At 71.1% G+C, this 15030-nt stretch carries 15 protein-coding genes; 3 read left to right on the top strand and 12 right to left on the bottom strand.

Features of this window, described 5'->3' with window-relative positions; genetic code table 11:
* Positions 1-121 precede the first annotated feature (121 nt).
* The 4 genes from yajC to ruvC all read right to left on the bottom strand — a co-directional run bounded on the left by yajC (position 122) and on the right by ruvC (position 2820).
* Entirely contained in the window at positions 122-478 is a 357-nt protein-coding gene (gene yajC, locus ACQP0U_RS11105; RefSeq protein ID WP_433318116.1) for a preprotein translocase subunit YajC, read from the bottom strand.
* A 122-nt stretch (positions 479-600) separates the two neighbouring features.
* Positions 601-1668: a Holliday junction branch migration DNA helicase RuvB gene (gene ruvB, locus ACQP0U_RS11100; protein WP_433318114.1), complete on the bottom strand. Its 1068-nt coding sequence runs from the start codon at positions 1666-1668 to the stop codon at positions 601-603.
* Positions 1669-1693: 25 nt separating this feature from the next.
* Positions 1694-2296: a Holliday junction branch migration protein RuvA gene (gene ruvA / locus ACQP0U_RS11095; RefSeq protein ID WP_433318112.1), complete on the bottom strand. Its 603-nt coding sequence runs from the start codon at positions 2294-2296 to the stop codon at positions 1694-1696.
* Entirely contained in the window at positions 2293-2820 is a 528-nt protein-coding gene (ruvC, locus tag ACQP0U_RS11090; protein ID WP_210821188.1) for a crossover junction endodeoxyribonuclease RuvC, read from the bottom strand. Before ruvC ends, ruvA begins: the two co-directional genes overlap by 4 nt.
* A gap of 680 nt (positions 2821-3500) precedes the next feature.
* Here ruvC and ACQP0U_RS11085 point away from each other — a divergent pair.
* Positions 3501-4283, top strand: coding sequence for a 3-hydroxybutyrate dehydrogenase (locus tag ACQP0U_RS11085; RefSeq protein ID WP_387175378.1), 783 nt, complete (start codon positions 3501-3503; stop codon positions 4281-4283).
* A gap of 14 nt (positions 4284-4297) precedes the next feature.
* Positions 4298-6217: a helix-turn-helix domain-containing protein gene (locus ACQP0U_RS11080; RefSeq protein WP_433318110.1), complete on the top strand. Its 1920-nt coding sequence runs from the start codon at positions 4298-4300 to the stop codon at positions 6215-6217.
* A 47-nt stretch (positions 6218-6264) separates the two neighbouring features.
* On the opposite strand, the gene ACQP0U_RS11075 is transcribed toward ACQP0U_RS11080, so the two are convergent.
* The 8 genes from ACQP0U_RS11075 to ACQP0U_RS11040 form a co-directional block, all read right to left on the bottom strand.
* The gene (locus ACQP0U_RS11075) at positions 6265-6873 is read right to left on the bottom strand and encodes a TetR/AcrR family transcriptional regulator (protein ID WP_433318108.1); all 609 of its coding nucleotides are present in this window, start codon (positions 6871-6873) and stop codon (positions 6265-6267) included.
* Between the two features lie 11 nt (positions 6874-6884).
* Positions 6885-8453 (bottom strand): MFS transporter, encoded by a 1569-nt coding sequence (locus tag ACQP0U_RS11070; RefSeq protein WP_433320759.1) that lies wholly within the window; start codon positions 8451-8453, stop codon positions 6885-6887.
* Between the two features lie 79 nt (positions 8454-8532).
* Positions 8533-9204 (bottom strand): transcriptional regulator, encoded by a 672-nt coding sequence (locus ACQP0U_RS11065; protein WP_433318106.1) that lies wholly within the window; start codon positions 9202-9204, stop codon positions 8533-8535.
* A 78-nt stretch (positions 9205-9282) separates the two neighbouring features.
* Positions 9283-10296, bottom strand: a complete 1014-nt coding sequence (locus ACQP0U_RS11060) for a branched-chain amino acid ABC transporter permease (RefSeq protein ID WP_433318104.1) — start codon at positions 10294-10296, stop codon at positions 9283-9285.
* Positions 10293-11174 carry a branched-chain amino acid ABC transporter permease gene (locus ACQP0U_RS11055; protein ID WP_433318102.1) on the bottom strand — a complete coding sequence of 294 codons (882 nt, stop codon included), beginning with the start codon at positions 11172-11174 and terminating at the stop codon, positions 10293-10295. The genes ACQP0U_RS11060 and ACQP0U_RS11055 overlap by 4 nt, the downstream gene beginning before the upstream one ends.
* Positions 11171-12421, bottom strand: a complete 1251-nt coding sequence (locus ACQP0U_RS11050; RefSeq protein WP_433318100.1) for an ABC transporter substrate-binding protein — start codon at positions 12419-12421, stop codon at positions 11171-11173. The genes ACQP0U_RS11055 and ACQP0U_RS11050 overlap by 4 nt, the downstream gene beginning before the upstream one ends.
* Positions 12422-12472: 51 nt before the next feature.
* Positions 12473-13165 carry an ABC transporter ATP-binding protein gene (locus ACQP0U_RS11045; protein WP_112606145.1) on the bottom strand — a complete coding sequence of 231 codons (693 nt, stop codon included), beginning with the start codon at positions 13163-13165 and terminating at the stop codon, positions 12473-12475.
* Positions 13152-13913, bottom strand: a complete 762-nt coding sequence (locus ACQP0U_RS11040; RefSeq protein WP_433318098.1) for an ABC transporter ATP-binding protein — start codon at positions 13911-13913, stop codon at positions 13152-13154. Before ACQP0U_RS11040 ends, ACQP0U_RS11045 begins: the two co-directional genes overlap by 14 nt.
* Positions 13914-14136: 223 nt before the next feature.
* On the opposite strand from ACQP0U_RS11040, the gene ACQP0U_RS11035 reads away from it, so the two are divergent.
* Positions 14137-14994: an SPFH domain-containing protein gene (locus ACQP0U_RS11035; RefSeq protein WP_366341427.1), complete on the top strand. Its 858-nt coding sequence runs from the start codon at positions 14137-14139 to the stop codon at positions 14992-14994.
* The last annotated feature ends 36 nt before the right edge of the window (positions 14995-15030 follow it).

The following is a 15030-nucleotide window of genomic DNA, read 5'->3' as shown; positions in this document are numbered from 1 at the left end:
ACGCCCGGCGTCGACCCAACTATCCAGTTTTCACGTCTCGTCCGCTGCCCCGTCGGGCGCCACGACCCGGAAGCCGGCCGACCGGCCGTACGCCGGACTCACCGCTCCCGGGGGGTGGGGGTCAGTCCTTGGCGGTGTCCGCGTCCTCGGTGACCGGCTCGCTCGGCAGCTCCGCGCGGGTGACCACCCGCGCGATGGCCGGACGGGCGTAGCGGGTCTGCACGCCCGGTGCGACCTCGATCAGGACAGTGTCGTCCTCGATGCCGGTGACCGTGCCGTAGAGCCCACCGATGGTCACGACCTCGTCGCCGGGGCCGAGATTGGACTGCATCGACTCCGCCTCTTTGCGGCGCTTCTGCTGGGGCCGGATCATCATGAAGTACATGACACCGAAGAGCAGGGCGATCATCAGGATCGGCGTGAAACCGCCGGCCCCGCCACCCGCTGCTGCGTAATGCACGGTTACTGACCTTCCCATTGGCCACCTGCCCGGCACCGTGGGTGCCGGAGCGGAGGCGGATTCTCACGTCCTGTACAGACCGCGGCGAAGTCTAAACCCTGCACCTGGGAACGCCGAATGCGGCACAGATCACGTTCACATCACGGCTGATCGGCATCCAACGAGAACAGATCGGGCACAGGTGGACTATCTGCACCAAATGTACCATTCGGCGGCGTCCGCCCCAGATGCCGCCAGGCGGCCTCGGTCGCCACCCGACCCCGAGGCGTACGGGCCAACAGCCCAGCTCGCACCAGGAACGGCTCGCAGACCTCCTCGACCGTGTCCGGCTGCTCCCCCACCGCAACGGCGAGGGTGGACAACCCGACCGGCCCACCCCGGAACGAGTCGACCAACGCGGTCAGCACCGCACGGTCGAGCCGGTCCAGACCGAGCGCGTCCACGTCGTACACGATCAGGGCCGCACGGGCGGTGTCGAGATCGACCACCCCGCCCGCTCGAACCTCGGCGTAGTCACGGACCCGGCGCAGCAGCCGGTTCGCGATCCGCGGGGTACCCCGGGACCGACCCGCGATCTCGGTCGCGCCCTCGGCGGTGATCGGCACACCCAGGATCCGCGCCGAACGGTGCAGCAGCGTCTCCAGATCCGCCGGAGCGTAGAAGTCGAGGTGCGCGACGAAGCCGAACCGGTCCCGCATCGGCCCGGTCAACAACCCCGAGCGGGTCGTCGCGCCGACCAGGGTGAACGGCTCGACGTCCAGCGGAATCGCCGTCGCTCCCGGCCCCTTGCCCACCACCACGTCGACCCGGAAGTCCTCCATCGCGCTGTACAGCAGCTCCTCGGCCGGCCGCGCGATCCGATGGATCTCGTCGATGAAGAGCACGTCACCCTCGGCGAGGCTGGTCAGGATCGCCGCCAGATCACCGGAACGCTCGATCGCCGGGCCGCTGGTCACCCGAATGCCCGCGCCCAGCTCGGCGGCGACGATGTTCGCCAGACTCGTCTTACCCAACCCGGGTGGGCCGGAGAGCAGGATGTGGTCCGGCGGCGACCCCCGCCGCATGGCGCCCTGCAACAACAGGTCGAGCTGGTCGCGTACCCGGTCCTGGGCGATGAACTCGGCCAGCCGCCTCGGCCGTACCGTGGCCTCCGCGTCCCGGTCGGCGTCGCTGACGTACGCCGAGACGAGCCCCTCGGTCTCGCTCATCGTGCGGCCCGTGCGGCCCGTGCGGTCATCGGGTGCGGCCCAGCAGTCGGATGGCCTGCTTGAGCAGGACCGGCACCGGCGGGGTCTCGCCCTCGATCGACTCCGCCACCGCGGCCACCGCCTGATCGGCCTGACCGGCCGACCAGCCCAGTCCCACGAGGGCCTGCCGGACCTGGTCGGGCCAGCTGCCGCGGGTCACCCCGGCCACCCCGTCGGCGCCGATCGGCACCGGGCCGATCCGGTCGCGCAGCTCCAGCACCAGACGTTCCGCACCCTTCTTACCAATCCCGGGTACGCGGGTCAGGGCGGCCGTGTCGGCATTGGCGATCGCCTTGCGTACCGCGTCCGGGGTGTGCACCGCCAGCACCGCCTGGGCCAGTCGCGGTCCGACCCCACTGGCGGTCTGGAGCAGCTCGAACAGCGACTTCGCGTCGTCGTCGGCGAAGCCGTAGAGGGTCAGCGAATCCTCCCGCACGATCAGGCTGGTGGCGAGCCGGGCGACCTGGCCGACCCGCAGCTCCGCGAGGGTCCCCGGGGCGCAGTGCACGGCGAGCCCGACACCGCCGACCTCGATCACGGCCTGGTCCGGACCCGTCGCGGTCACCGTGCCGCGCACGCTGGCGATCATCGCGCTCCTCCTCGTCGTGCCCGGTCGGCGGCGGCGGCCAGCTTCGAGCGGGTCCCGCCGCGCCACACGTGGCAGATGGCCAGGGCCAGCGCGTCGGCGGCGTCGGCCGGCTTCGGCGGCTCGGCCAGCCGCAACAGCCGGGTCACCATCGCTGTCATCTGCGCCTTGTCAGCCTGACCGGACCCGGTCACGGCCGCCTTCACCTCGCTCGGTGTGTACGTCTGCACCGGCAGCCCGGCGCGCGCCCCGGCCAGCACGGCGATGCCACTGGCCTGCGCGGTGCCCATGACGGTGCGCACGTTGTGCTGGCTGAACACCCGCTCGACGGCGACGCTCTCCGGTTCGTGCTTGGCCACCAGCTCGGTCAGCGACCGGTCCAGGTGCAACAGGCGCAGCGCCAGATCGTCGGCCGGATCGGTGTAGACCACGTAGTAGGCGACAAGTGTGCAGGGCCGGCCGGGCACACCCTCGACCACGCCCACCCCACACCGGGTCAACCCCGGGTCCACACCGAGCACGCGCACGCCGCCCCCTCCCCAGCCGTCAGCAGTACGTGTGTTCGACACCCTAACCGGCGCCCTTCCCACCAGCCCCACGGGACACGCCCTCCCGCGCCCCGCCCAGCGCCCAGCGCCCCACGCCCCGCGCCCCGCGCCCCGCGCCCCGCGCCCCGCGCCCCGCGCCAAGATCCGCGCAACTTCCCGGATGTTGCTGCTCCCGACGCACCACGGGCAGCAACATCCCTGATGTTGCGCGGATCTTGACGACAAACACCGCTTCCCAGCACCGGAGGCAGGGTCCGGAACGCCGACCGCCGCCAAGGTCACGCTCGAACCAGGATGCAGTGGCCACAAAACGCCGGGAAGCCACTACTTCCTGGATGTTGTGCGATCTTGGGGCGCAAGGCGCGGTGGGGAGGGGTGCGGCGGGGCGAGAGAGGGCTGCGAGGGCGGCACGCGGCGCGGCGCGGCGGTGACCGGCGGGCGAGTAGGTGGGTGGAAGCGCGGGCGGCCTCAGGTGGCACGGTCGGGTGGAGCGAGGACGGCCTCAGGTGGCACGGGCGGGTGGGAGCGCGGACGGCCCCAGGTGGCGGGAGCGGGCGGACGCGGGGCGAGAGGGGGCGGTGGGGCCACACAGCTTTGGTACGGAGTATGTGTCGCTGGCCCATGTGCCGGGGAGCACACAGCTCGTAACTTCTTGCGCCATGACGGCAGAACCCGTGGTGGTCCCCCACGTCGTACAGGTCGACCTCTCCGGTCGGACCGCCCTGGTCACCGGGGGCGGCGGCGGCATCGGTCGGGCGTGTGCCCTGCGGCTGGGCGCGGCCGGCGCCAAGGTGCTCGTGGTGGACCGCAACCTGGAGGCCGCCAAGGCGGTGGCCGCCGAGGCCGGTGGCCGGGCCGAGGGCGTCGACCTCTCCGACGCCGCGGCGGTGGACTCACTCGACGTGGACGTGGACATCGTGGTGAACAACGCCGGACTCCAGCACGTGGCGCCGCTGCAGGACTTCCCCGTCGAGCGCTTCGAGTACATCCAGCGGGTGATGGTGGAGGCGCCGTTCCTGCTGATCCGCCGGGCGCTGCCGCACATGTACGCGCGGGGCTGGGGGCGGATCATCAACATCTCCTCGGTGCACGGGTTGCGGGCCTCGCCGTACAAGGCGGCCTACGTCTCGGCGAAGCACGCCCTGGAGGGGTTGTCGAAGGTGGTCGCGCTGGAGGGCGCCGCGCACGGGGTCACCGCCAACTGCATCAACCCGGCGTACGTGCGGACCGCGCTGGTGGAGAGCCAGATCGCCGACCAGGCGGCCAGTCACGGCATCGACGAGACCGAGGTGATTGAGAAGATCATGCTGGCCCGGGCCGCGATCAAGCGGCTGATCGAGCCGGAGGAGGTCGCCGAACTGCTGGCGTACCTCTGCTCGCCGCCGGCGGCGTTCATCACCGGCGCGTCGATCGCCCTCGACGGGGGCTGGACGGCCAACTAGTGGGGCTGAGCACAATGTCGACCATGTCATCGCCGGTGGAGTTCCTGGAGCTGCTCGCCCGAGAGGCCGCGGCGGTCGAGTTCGAGGGACCGCTGGTGGCCGCGCGGGCCGCCGGGCTGCCGCCGGACCGGCTGGCCGAGCTGGAGCAGGCGAAGTCGGTGGCGCTGCGGGTCCGCGCGCTGCTGGAGCGTCGGCGCCGCCGGGAGAGCGAGCTGTCCGGTCTGTACGACACGGTCAGCGACCTGGCCGGGCTACGCGACCTGGACGATGTCCTGCGGGCGATCGTGCACCGGGCCCGGCACCTGCTCGGCGCCGACGTGGCGTACATGACGCTGAACGACGACGAACGCGGCGACACCTACATGCGGGTGACCGACGGGTCGGTCTCGGCCCGTTTCCAGCGGCTGCGCCTGCCGATGGGCGCCGGTCTCGGTGGCCTGGTGGCCCAGTCCGGTGCCCCGTACGTCACCGCGAACTACGGCGAGGACGCGCGCTTCCACCACACCGGCGAGATCGACGCCGGTGTGGGCGAGGAGGGTCTGGTGGCGATCCTCGGGGTGCCGCTGCGGCTCGGCTCGACCTCGATCGGTGTGCTCTACGCGGCCAACCGTTCGGCCCGGCCGTTCGTCCGGGAGGAGGTGGCGCTGCTGGTGTCGCTGGCCGCGCACGCCGCGGTGGCGATCGACACCGCCCGGCTGCTGACCGAGACCCGTTCGGCGTTGGCCGAGTTGTCGGCGGCGAACACCACCATCAGGGCGCACAGCAGCTCGGTGGAGCGGGCGGCGGCGGCACACGACCGGATGACCGCGCTGGTGCTGCGCGGCGGCGGCGTGGAGGACGTGGCGGCGGCGGTGACCGAGGTGCTGGGCGGCGCGCTGCTGGCGCTGGACGCCGAGGGTCGCCTGCTGGCCCGGGTGGGTGAGATCGAGGAGCCGGACCGCGCGGACATCGTCGAGGCGGTGGCCGCTTCCCGGACCGAGGGGCGCAGCGTACGCCGGGGTCCGCTCTGGTACGCGGCAGTGGTGGCCGGCGCGGAGAACCTGGGCGCCCTGGTGCTGCGCCCGGACGACGAGTTGGTCGACGCCGACCAGCGCATCCTGGAACGGGCCGCGTTGGTGACGGCGTTGCTGCTGCTGTTCCGCCGGACCGTCGCGGAGGCGGAGGGGCGGGTGCGTGGCGAGTTGCTGGACGACCTGATCGCCCGCCCGCTGCGCGACACCGACGCGCTGCGCAGTCGGGCCCGTCGGCTCGGTGTGGACCTGGACGCGCCGCACGTGCTGGTGGCGGTGGGCGACGACGCGATCGCCGCGACCGGCTCGGCTCGGCAGCGGGTGCTCTCCTGGGCCACCACGTACGCCTCGGCGCGCGGCGGCCTGGCCGCGGCGCGCGACGGCCGGGTGGTGCTGATGCTGCCGGGGTTGGACGCGGGCGGCAGCGCCCGCGCGGTGGCCCGGGACCTGTCCCGGGTGACAGGTCGACCGGTGACCGCCGGGGCGAGTGGCCCGTCGAACACGCCCTCGGCGCTGGCCGGGACGTTCCAGGAGGCGGACCGGTGCCTGACGGCGCTGGGCGCGCTGGGCCGCGCCGGGCAGGGCGCGAGCACTGTGGAGCTGGGCTTCGTCGGGCTGTTGCTGGGCACGGTCGGTGACCGGGGCGAGAAGGACGTGACCGAGTTCCTCAGCGCCACCGTCGGGCCGGTGCTCGACTACGACGCCCGGCGCGGCACGGCCCTGGTGAAGACGCTGGAGGCGTACTTCGGGGTGGGTGGCAGCCTGGCTCGCGCCGCCGAGCAGCTGCACGTGCACGTCAACACGGTGACTCAGCGGTTGGAGCGGGTCGGGCAGTTGCTCGGCGTCGACTGGCAGCGGCCCGAGCGGGCTCTGGAGGTGCAGCTCGCGCTGCGCCTGCACCGGCTGCGCGCGCCGGCCGGCTGACCGCAGCCGGCCGGCGGACACGACCACCACCGACCGAACGCCCGGCGTCAGCGGGCCCGGATGCCCTCCAGCACGGCGTCGACGACCCGTTCGGGCAGGGACTGTTCGTCCAGGTCGGGGTTCCACTGCAGCACCCGCTGGATCAGCATCGGCCCGGTGAGCAGCGCCATCGTCACCTCGACGTCGATGTCGGCGCGGAGCACTCCCTCGTCGATGCCGCGCCGCAGCACCTCGCGCATGAGCTGCCGCCGGGGCGCGATGATGTTCTGGTAGAGCTGGAACTGGTCCGCGCTGCGGTTCACGGCGGGTGCCAGGCAAGGCATGATCTTGGCCGCCCGCGGGTCGACGTTCTTGCCGATCGCGCCGACCAGCAGCACCAGGTCGTCGCGGACGGAGTGGCCCGCCGGCTGGGCCATGACGCCCTTGAGTCGCCGCAGCGCGTCCAGCAGCAACGCGTCCTTGCCGGCCCAGCGGCGGTAGATGGTGGCCTTGCCGACCCCGGCGCGGGTGGCGATCGCCTCGATCGAGAGCGCCTCGATGGTGCTGCCCTCGGCGAGCAGGTCGAGGGTGGCCTCGATGATCGCCTCATCGGCGCGGATGCTCCGCGGTCGCCCGGGCGACCGCGGAGCATCGGCAGTGGACGTCATGTCCGCCATTCTCCCCGAACCTATGCCGTACCGGCCAATTCAGGCTCGGCGACCGGAGCCGCCGGGGCGACGCTCGTGTCCTCCTTGCCCGGCATCCAGCGCAGCACCACGATGATCCCGAGCGCGGCGATCACCGCGGAGAGCCCGGCCGCCCAGTGCATGGCGGTGACGAAGGCGTCGTTGGCCGCCGAGATCAGTCCCGGCGCCGCCGGGCCGAGCTGACCCGCCGCCGCGTACGCACCGGAGATCGACTCGTTCGCCGCGTCCTGGGCCTGCGTGGGCAGACCGGTCAGCGCGTCACCGATGTCGCTGCGGTAGACAGCGGAGAGCACCGAGCCGAGGACGGCCACGCCGAGCGCGCCGGCCACCTGGCGGATGGTGTTGCTGACCGCGGAGCCGACACCGGCCTTCTCCCGGGGCAGCGCCGACATGATCGACTCGGTGGCCGGCGGCATGATGTTGGCCATCCCGGCGCCCTGGATGAGGAAGACGAGCAGCACGATCCAGATCGGGGTGGAGTCGCCGATGAAGACGAACGCGCCGAGGGACACCACTGTCAGCGCCAACCCGACGGTGGCGACGGCCTTACCGCCGTAGCGGCGGACCATCGCGGCGCTGCGCGGCGCGAAGATCAGCTGGGCGCCGGCGAAGGGCAGGAAGAGCAGACCGGTCTGCAGCGGGCTGTAGTCGCGCACGAGTTGCAGGTAGAACGAGCCGAAGAACATCGAGCCCATCGCGGCGAAGAACACCAGGCCGACGATGGCGACCGGCGCGGCGAAGCGCGGCACCCTGAACAGTCGGACGTCCAGCGACGGGTGGTCGCTGCGCCGCTCGTGCTGCACGAACCAGCCCAGCACCGCGATGCCGACCAGGATCGAGCCCCAGGCCACCGGGCGGTCGAAGCCGTGCTCGCCGCCGTCGATGATGCCGTAGGAGAGGGCGACCAGGCCGACCACGGAGAGCAGGACGCCGAGCACGTCGACCCGGCCCGGGCGCGGGTCACGCGACTCGGGCACCAGCAGCGCCACCAGGACCACGCCGGCGGCGACCACCGGCACGTTGATCAGGAAGACCGAGCCCCACCAGAAGTGCTCCAGCAGAGCGCCGCCGAGGATCGGGCCGATCGCCACGGCGAGACCGACAGCGCCGGCCCAGACACCGATGGCCCGACCGCGCTCGCGCGGGTCGAAGACGTTGGAGATGATCGACAGCGTCACCGGCATGATGGCCGCGCCGCCGACCCCCATCAGGGCGCGGGCCGCGATGAGCTGTCCGGGGCTCTGGGCGTACGCGGAGAGCAGCGACGCCAGGCCGAACAGCACCAGGCCGATCATCAGGAAGCGCTTGCGGCCGGCGCGGTCGCCGAGCACTCCGAAGGTGAACAGCAGCCCGGCGAAGACGAGCGTGTAGGAGTTGATGGACCACTCCAGCTCGCCCTGGCTGGCGCCGAGGCCGTGCACCGGGTCGGCCAGGGTGCGCAGGGCGACGTTGAGGATCGTGTTGTCGAGGACGACCACGAGGAGGCTGATCACCAGCACCCCCAGGATCGCCCACCGCCTCGGGTGTCCCGTGTTGTTGTGCAGCTCCATGCCGTGCTTTCCCCCCACGCTGGTCACCCGAAATACGATACGGGTCAGACTCGTAACGCGGGTCAGCCTACGACGCCCATTAACGATACGGTACCGATCCGTATCGTATGTGGTGGGCATCACGCCTCGGCCCGACCGCCAGGCAGGCGGCGACGGCGTCCGGCAGCGTGCCGAGACGGATCGCCGGAGGGCCGAACGGCTCGATCCAGCCCGGCCCCGCGGCGTACACCCGAAGGAGCGGGAAGTCCCGGGCGAAGCGCACCAGGCGGTACGCGCGGCCGGTGAGCGGCGTCTGCGACCAGAGCACGACGGTGCGCGGACGCGCCCGGTACACCGCGCTCGTGAGTGCGGACCAGGGCAGCGCGGGGCCGAGGTTCAGACAGCCGCGACCCTGCTCACGCAACGCGGCGGCGAGCGCGAGCAGACCCAGGCCGTGCCCCTCCTTCTCGGCGCCGGCCAGCAGCACCCCGCCGGCGGGCAGTGACCGGCCCGGCTCCCGGCGGTACGCGTCCAACCCGACCCGGACGCCCTCGAAGAGGGCGTGCTCGATGACGACCTCGGCGGCGGTACGCCCCGACAGCCGGGCCAGCAGCGGACGGCAGACCTGCTCCCAGAGCGCCGGCACGCCCCACGCCTCGACAGACTCCAGCAGCACCGAGGCGACGCGGTTGGCGTCCAGGTCCTCGGCCGCCAGCGACAGTTGCTTGTGCGCGATCTCCACGGCCTCCGCCGGCATCGGATCGGTCAGCACCAGACGTACCCCCGGGTAGACGTTCTCTACCCGGGGGTTCGCTCGGAGGGCGCCCGGCGGATGCGCCGCCGCGTGATTTCAGCGGCGACGGGCCGCCAGCCGGTGGGCCAGCGCGGCCAGGCTGCCCCAGATGCCGCGCCGGAACAGCACCACGACGAGGACGAAGATGCCGCCGGTCACCAGGCCGATCGCCTCGAACCCGGAGAACGACAACCAGTCCTCCAGCCGGACCACGAGGGCCGCGCCGAGCACCCCACCCCACAGGGTGCCGATCCCGCCCAGCACCACCACGATGACCGCCTTGCCGGAGGTGGTCCAGTGCAGCACGTCCAGCGAGACGAACCGGTGGCCGACCGCGAACAACCCGCCGCCGAGGCCGGCGATGAAGCCGGAGAGCACGAACGCGGTGAGTTTGTAGCGGTGCACCGGGTAGCCCAGGGCCCGAGCCCGGGCGGGGTTGTCCCGGATGCCGACAAGCACCCGACCGAACGGTGAGTGCACGATCCGCCAGGCGGCGGCGAGCCCGAGCAGCACGATCGGCAGGATCGCGTAGTAGAAGAAGTAGTCGTCGGTGAGGTCGACGCCGAACAGCTCGCGGGGCACCCCCTGGAGACCGTTCTCGCCCTGGGTCACCGAGCGCCACTCGTTGGCCACGTAGTAGACCATCTGCGCGAAGGCCAGGGTCACCATGGCGAAGTAGATGCCGGTCCGCTTGACCGCCAGGTACCCGATCGGCACCGCCAGCACGGCCGCGGCGAGGGCCCCGGCCAGCACCGCGAGGGGGAACGGCAGGCCGGCGTGGATGGCCACCAGCCCGGTGACGTACGCGGAGGTGCCCCAGAAGGCGGCGTGCCCGAAGGACATCAGCCCGGTGAAGCCGAGCAGCAGGTCCACCGCCACGGCGAACAGCGCCCAGCAGAGGATGTCCACCGCGACCGCCGGGTAGAGGCCGTTGGGCAGCCACGCCGCGACGGCCAGGCCGACGGCGAGCAGCGCGTACCGCACCCAGCCGGGGGCCCGGGCCACGGCGATCAGCCCGGACGGCGGCGTCGAGCGGGACGCGTCGGTGGGAGTGTCCACGGTGTTGGTCATGCGGGGGCCTCCTCCCGACCGAACAGGCCGGCCGGGCGCCAGAGCAGCACACCGGCCATCACGACGAAGACGATCGTCTGCGAGACGAGCGGGAAGTTGGAGAGGTACGCCTCACCCCACGCCTGCACCAGCCCGATGCCGAAGCCGGCGGCGACCGACCCGAAGATCGAGCCCAGCCCGCCGATCACCACCACGGCGAACACCACGATGATCAGGTCGGCGCCCATCAACGGGTTGACGGCGCGCATCGGCGCGGCCAGCACGCCGGCGAGGCCGGCCAGCCCGATGCCGAAGCCGAAGACCGGGGTCACCCACCGTCCGACGTCGATGCCGAACGCGCGGGTCAGGTCCGGCCGCTCGGTGGACGCGCGGACCACCATGCCGATCCGGGTCCGGGTCAGCACCCACCACACGGCGACGCAGAGCAGCACCGTGAAGCCGAGGATGAACACCCGGTACGTGGGGAAGTCGAACAGCCCGAAGTCGACCGACCCGCTCAACAGCGACGGCGTCTGGTACGGGCTGGACTGCACGCCGTAGCGCAGTTTCACCAGGTCCTGCAGGATCAGCGTCAGACCGAAGGTGAGCAGGAAGTTGTAGAGCGGGTCCAGTGTGGTCAGCCGGTGGATCACCGCGCGTTCCAGCGCCATGCCGAGCAGCCCCAGCCCCACCGGCATGATCACCAGGGCGGCCCAGAACGGCACGCCCGCCTCGGTGAGCAGCACGTACGCCCCGAACGCGCCGAGCATGTAGAACGCGCCATGGGCGAAGTTGACCACCCGCAGCATGCCGAAGATGACAGCGAGCCCGAGGGCGAGCAGGGCGTAGAACGCCCCGCTCACCAACCCGTTGAACGTGTTCTGCGCGAATCCGCTCATAGCTTGCAGTCCGCGGAGGGCGCGCGGAACGCCTCCGCGGCGGGGATCGTCTTGAGCACCTTCACGTAGTCCCACGGCTCGCTGACCTCGGACTGCGGCTTCACCTGGGCCAGGTACGCGTCGTGCACCACCCGGTGGTCCTCGGCGCGGATCTTCCCGTTGCGCAGGAAGACGTCCTCGACCGTCTTGCCCTCCAGGCCCTTGACCACGGCGTCCGCGTCGTCGGTGCCGGCCGCCTGCACGGCCTCCAGGTACTGCAACGCGGCGGAGTAGTTGGCGGCGTGCGCGAAGGTCGGCCGGGTGCCGGCCTTCTGCTGGAAGCGATCGGCGAACTCCCGGTTCTTGGCGTCGAAGTTCCAGTACCAGGCGTCGGTGTACGTGGTGCCGGCCAGCGCGGCCGGGGTGAGCGAGTGGATGTCGGTGAGGAACATCAGCCCCACCGCCAGGCCGACGCCCTTGTCCCGCAGCTTGAACTCGTTGTACTGCTTCACCACATTCACCAGCTCCGCGCCGGCCTGCATGGTGCCCAGCACGTCCGGCTTCGGGTTCAGGCCCGGCGCCTTGAGCAGGAAGGTGGAGAAGTCACCGCTGGTGTTCGGGAAGGGCGCCCCGTCCTTGCCGACGACAGTGCCGCCGGCCGCCGTGATCGCTGTGGAGAAGCTCTTCTCCATGTCCTGACCGAAGGCGTAGTTCGGGTAGAGGATGTACCAGTTCTTGCCGATCTGCTCGGTGGTGGTCTTCCCGGTGCCGTTGGCCAGCATGTACGTGTCGTACGCGTAGTGGAAGGTGTACTTGTTGCAGCTCTTGCCGGTCAGGTCGGTGGTCGCCGCACCGATGTTGAAGTAGAGCTTCTTCTTCTCCTTCGCCACGTCGGCGACCTTCAGCGCGGCCGACGAGGTGGGCACGTCCAGGATCAGGTCGACGCCCTTGCGGTCGTACATCTCCTGGGCCTTGGAGTTGGCCACGTCCGGCTTGTTCTGGTGGTCGGCGGTCTCCACGGTGATGTCACGGGTCACCGCCTTGTCGCCGTACTTCGCGGTGAAGTCGGCGATGGCCATCTCCACCGCCGCCACCGAGTTCTTCCCGGACAACTCCGAGTACGCCCCGGACTGGTCGTTGAGCACGCCCAGCACGATCTTGTCGCCGGTCAGCTTCTGGTCGCCACTCGACTGAGGGCCACCGCCGCCGCATCCGGCGACCAGCACCACCACGGCCGACGCCGCGGCCACACCCATCGTCCTGCGCATGCCCACTCCATCCATCCCGTGCGTCGTCGCGCGGGTCGTCGTTGAGAAAATTCAGATCCCGAGGTACGCGAGCAGTTCGCGTTCGCGCGAACGCACCTCGGAGTTGTCCATCGCCTCGGCGACACGGCCCTCGGCGAGCAGGTAGTGCCGGTCGGCGACACCTGTGGCGAAGTGCAGGTTCTGTTCGACGAGCAGCACTGTCACCCCGTGCCGCTTGGCCTCGCGCAGCAGGTCGCCGACCTGCTGCACCAGCAGTGGCGACAGCCCCTCGGTGGGCTCGTCGCAGAGCAGTAGCCGAGCGCCCATCCGCAGCACCCGGGCCAGCGCGAGCATCTGCTGCTCGCCGCCGGAGAGCATGGTGGCCGCGGAGTCGCGCCGGGTGTACAGGGCCGGGAACGCCTCGTACACCCGCTCCAGCGACCACGGGTCGGGGCCGACAGTGGGTGGCAGCGTGAGGTTCTCGGTGACCGTCAACGTGGCGTAGCTGCCCCTGTCGTCGGGCACCCAGCCCAGCCCCAGGCGGGCCCGTTTGTGCGCCGGCAACCTCGTGATGTCCCGCCCGTCCAGTTCCACGGTGCCGCGCTGACCGGGGTGCAGCCCCATCACGCAGCGCAGCAGGGTGGACTTGCCGGCACCGTTGCGGCCGACCAGGGTGACCACCTCGCCGGCGGAGACCTCGAGGCTGACGTCGCGCAACACCTGCGCCTCGCCGTAGAAGGCGGACAGGTTCTCAATGCGCAGCATCGGCGGCTCCCAGGTAGGCGGTGATCACGCGCTCGTCGGCGCGCACCTGCTCGTACGGGCCCTCGACGAGGACCTTGCCGGCCTGGAGCACTGTCACGGTGTCGGCGAGACGGCCGACCACGCTCATGTTGTGCTCGACCATCACCACTGTCCGGCCCTGGCGGACCCGGCCGATCAGCTCGACGGTGCGGTCGACGTCCTCCAGGCCCATGCCCGCGGTCGGCTCGTCGAGCAACAGCACCTTCGGGTCCAACGCCAGGGCGATGGCCAACTCCAGGGCGCGTTTGCGGCCGTACGCCAGGGCCGCGGAGGGGGCGTGCGCCAGCTCGGCCAGCCCCACCATGGCCAGCAGTTCGTCGGCCCGTTCGGTGTAGCGGCCCATCAGCTTCGCCGACCGCCAGAACCGCCAGCCCAGGCCGCTCGGCGACTGCAACGCCAGGGCGACGTGCTCGCGCGCCGACAGCTGGGGAAAGAGGCTGGTGATCTGGAACGAGCGGGCCACGCCGAGTCGTGCCACCTGCTCCGGAGGCAGCCCGGTGATGTCCCGCCCGGCCAGCTCGATTTGTCCACCACTGGGTCGCAGGAAGCCGGTGAGCAGGTTGAACAAAGTGGTCTTGCCCGCGCCGTTCGGGCCGACCAGCGCGTGCACACTGTCCGACGCCACGTCGAGGTCGACGTCGTCGACCGCCCGGAAGCCCCGGAAGTCGCGGGTCAGCCCACGGGCCGACAGGAGCGCTTGCCCGGCCATCGCCTCATCCTCCGCACGTCGCGGCGACGGTCGGTTCGGTGACCGTGGTCACAGGCCCGTCGCGTGGACGAAACCTACGGCGGGCCGGCGGAGTCGAACCATGTCGATGGGCTCCATATTCGACCCGCAATTGACGTGCGTGAACGCCACTCCCCAGTGCCGTCGACTTGACCGGACCCCCTAGGTTGATGATCCACACAGCCCATCGGAAGGTCCTCACCCCATGCCCGTCGGCTTCACCATGGCGATCGTCTTCGCCGTCGCCCTGGCGGTCAGCGCCGTCGTCGCCCTCGTCGCCCCCGCACGGTCGCTGAAGCGGATGGCCGCCCTCGCGGCGCTCGGCTTCCTCGCTCTCACCCTGGTGGTCGGCGTCGCCTCCAGCGCCCACTCGGTGCCCATCCGCTCGGTCGGCATCGTCACCAGCTTCGGCAAGCCCACCGGCGAGGTGACCGGCTCCGGCCTGAAGTGGGTGGCGCCCTGGCAGAAGGTCGGCGAGTGGGACGCGGGCCGACAGAAGTACGACCACATCGGCGGCAACAACTGCGTACGCGTGCGCACCGGCACCCTCGCCGACGCCTGTGTCGAGGTGCTCGTCGAGTGGCAGGTCAAGCCGGAGAACGCCCCGAAGCAGTTCATGGACTACAAGGGCGACTTCGGCAGCTTCCGGGGTCAGCGGGTCGGCGTGCAGCTCGACAGCGCGGTCAACGACGCCTTCGCCGCGTACAACCCGCTGGAGAAGATCGACGCCCAGACCGGTGACCTCAACGTCGACCTGAAGCCGTTCGCCGCGAACATCAAGACCAGCGCGGAGACCCGCCTCGCCACCGACGTGGACATCCTTTCGGTGACCATCACCCGGGTTAACCACGACGACAAGACCGAGGGCAACATCAAGGCGTTCCAGGACAAGCTGGCGCAGACCCGCAACCTGGAGCAGGACCGCAAGAACGCCGAGATCTCCAAGCAGATCACCGAGACCAACGCAAAGGTCGACAAGGTGACCCGCTGTCTGGAGATCGCGGAGAAGAACGGCGCCAACCCGGGGCTCTGCATCAACCCGGGCATCGTCACCGGCAAGTGACCGGTTGCCGGCCCACCCGCCGCGGGTGGGCCGGCT

Source organism: Micromonospora sp. CA-269861 (assembly GCF_050948505.1).
Taxonomy (GTDB): Bacteria; Actinomycetota; Actinomycetes; order Mycobacteriales; family Micromonosporaceae; genus Micromonospora.
This window is presented reverse-complemented; position numbering and strand designations above follow the sequence as displayed.

Excerpts from the sequence above, each read along its gene's own strand:
- yajC (WP_433318116.1), bottom strand. The coding sequence starts at position 478 with ATGGGAAGGTCAGTAACCGTGCATTACGCAGCAGCGGGTGGCGGGGCC.
- ruvB (WP_433318114.1), bottom strand. The coding sequence starts at position 1,668 with ATGAGCGAGACCGAGGGGCTCGTCTCGGCGTACGTCAGCGACGCCGAC.
- ruvA (WP_433318112.1), bottom strand. The coding sequence starts at position 2,296 with ATGATCGCCAGCGTGCGCGGCACGGTGACCGCGACGGGTCCGGACCAG.
- ACQP0U_RS11085 (WP_387175378.1), top strand. The coding sequence starts at position 3,501 with ATGACGGCAGAACCCGTGGTGGTCCCCCACGTCGTACAGGTCGACCTC.
- ACQP0U_RS11080 (WP_433318110.1), top strand. The coding sequence starts at position 4,298 with ATGTCGACCATGTCATCGCCGGTGGAGTTCCTGGAGCTGCTCGCCCGA.
- ACQP0U_RS11075 (WP_433318108.1), bottom strand. The coding sequence starts at position 6,873 with ATGGCGGACATGACGTCCACTGCCGATGCTCCGCGGTCGCCCGGGCGA.
- ACQP0U_RS11070 (WP_433320759.1), bottom strand. The coding sequence starts at position 8,453 with ATGGAGCTGCACAACAACACGGGACACCCGAGGCGGTGGGCGATCCTG.
- ACQP0U_RS11060 (WP_433318104.1), bottom strand. The coding sequence starts at position 10,296 with ATGACCAACACCGTGGACACTCCCACCGACGCGTCCCGCTCGACGCCG.
- ACQP0U_RS11055 (WP_433318102.1), bottom strand. The coding sequence starts at position 11,174 with ATGAGCGGATTCGCGCAGAACACGTTCAACGGGTTGGTGAGCGGGGCG.
- ACQP0U_RS11050 (WP_433318100.1), bottom strand. The coding sequence starts at position 12,421 with ATGCGCAGGACGATGGGTGTGGCCGCGGCGTCGGCCGTGGTGGTGCTG.
- ACQP0U_RS11045 (WP_112606145.1), bottom strand. The coding sequence starts at position 13,165 with ATGCTGCGCATTGAGAACCTGTCCGCCTTCTACGGCGAGGCGCAGGTG.
- ACQP0U_RS11040 (WP_433318098.1), bottom strand. The coding sequence starts at position 13,913 with ATGGCCGGGCAAGCGCTCCTGTCGGCCCGTGGGCTGACCCGCGACTTC.
- ACQP0U_RS11035 (WP_366341427.1), top strand. The coding sequence starts at position 14,137 with ATGCCCGTCGGCTTCACCATGGCGATCGTCTTCGCCGTCGCCCTGGCG.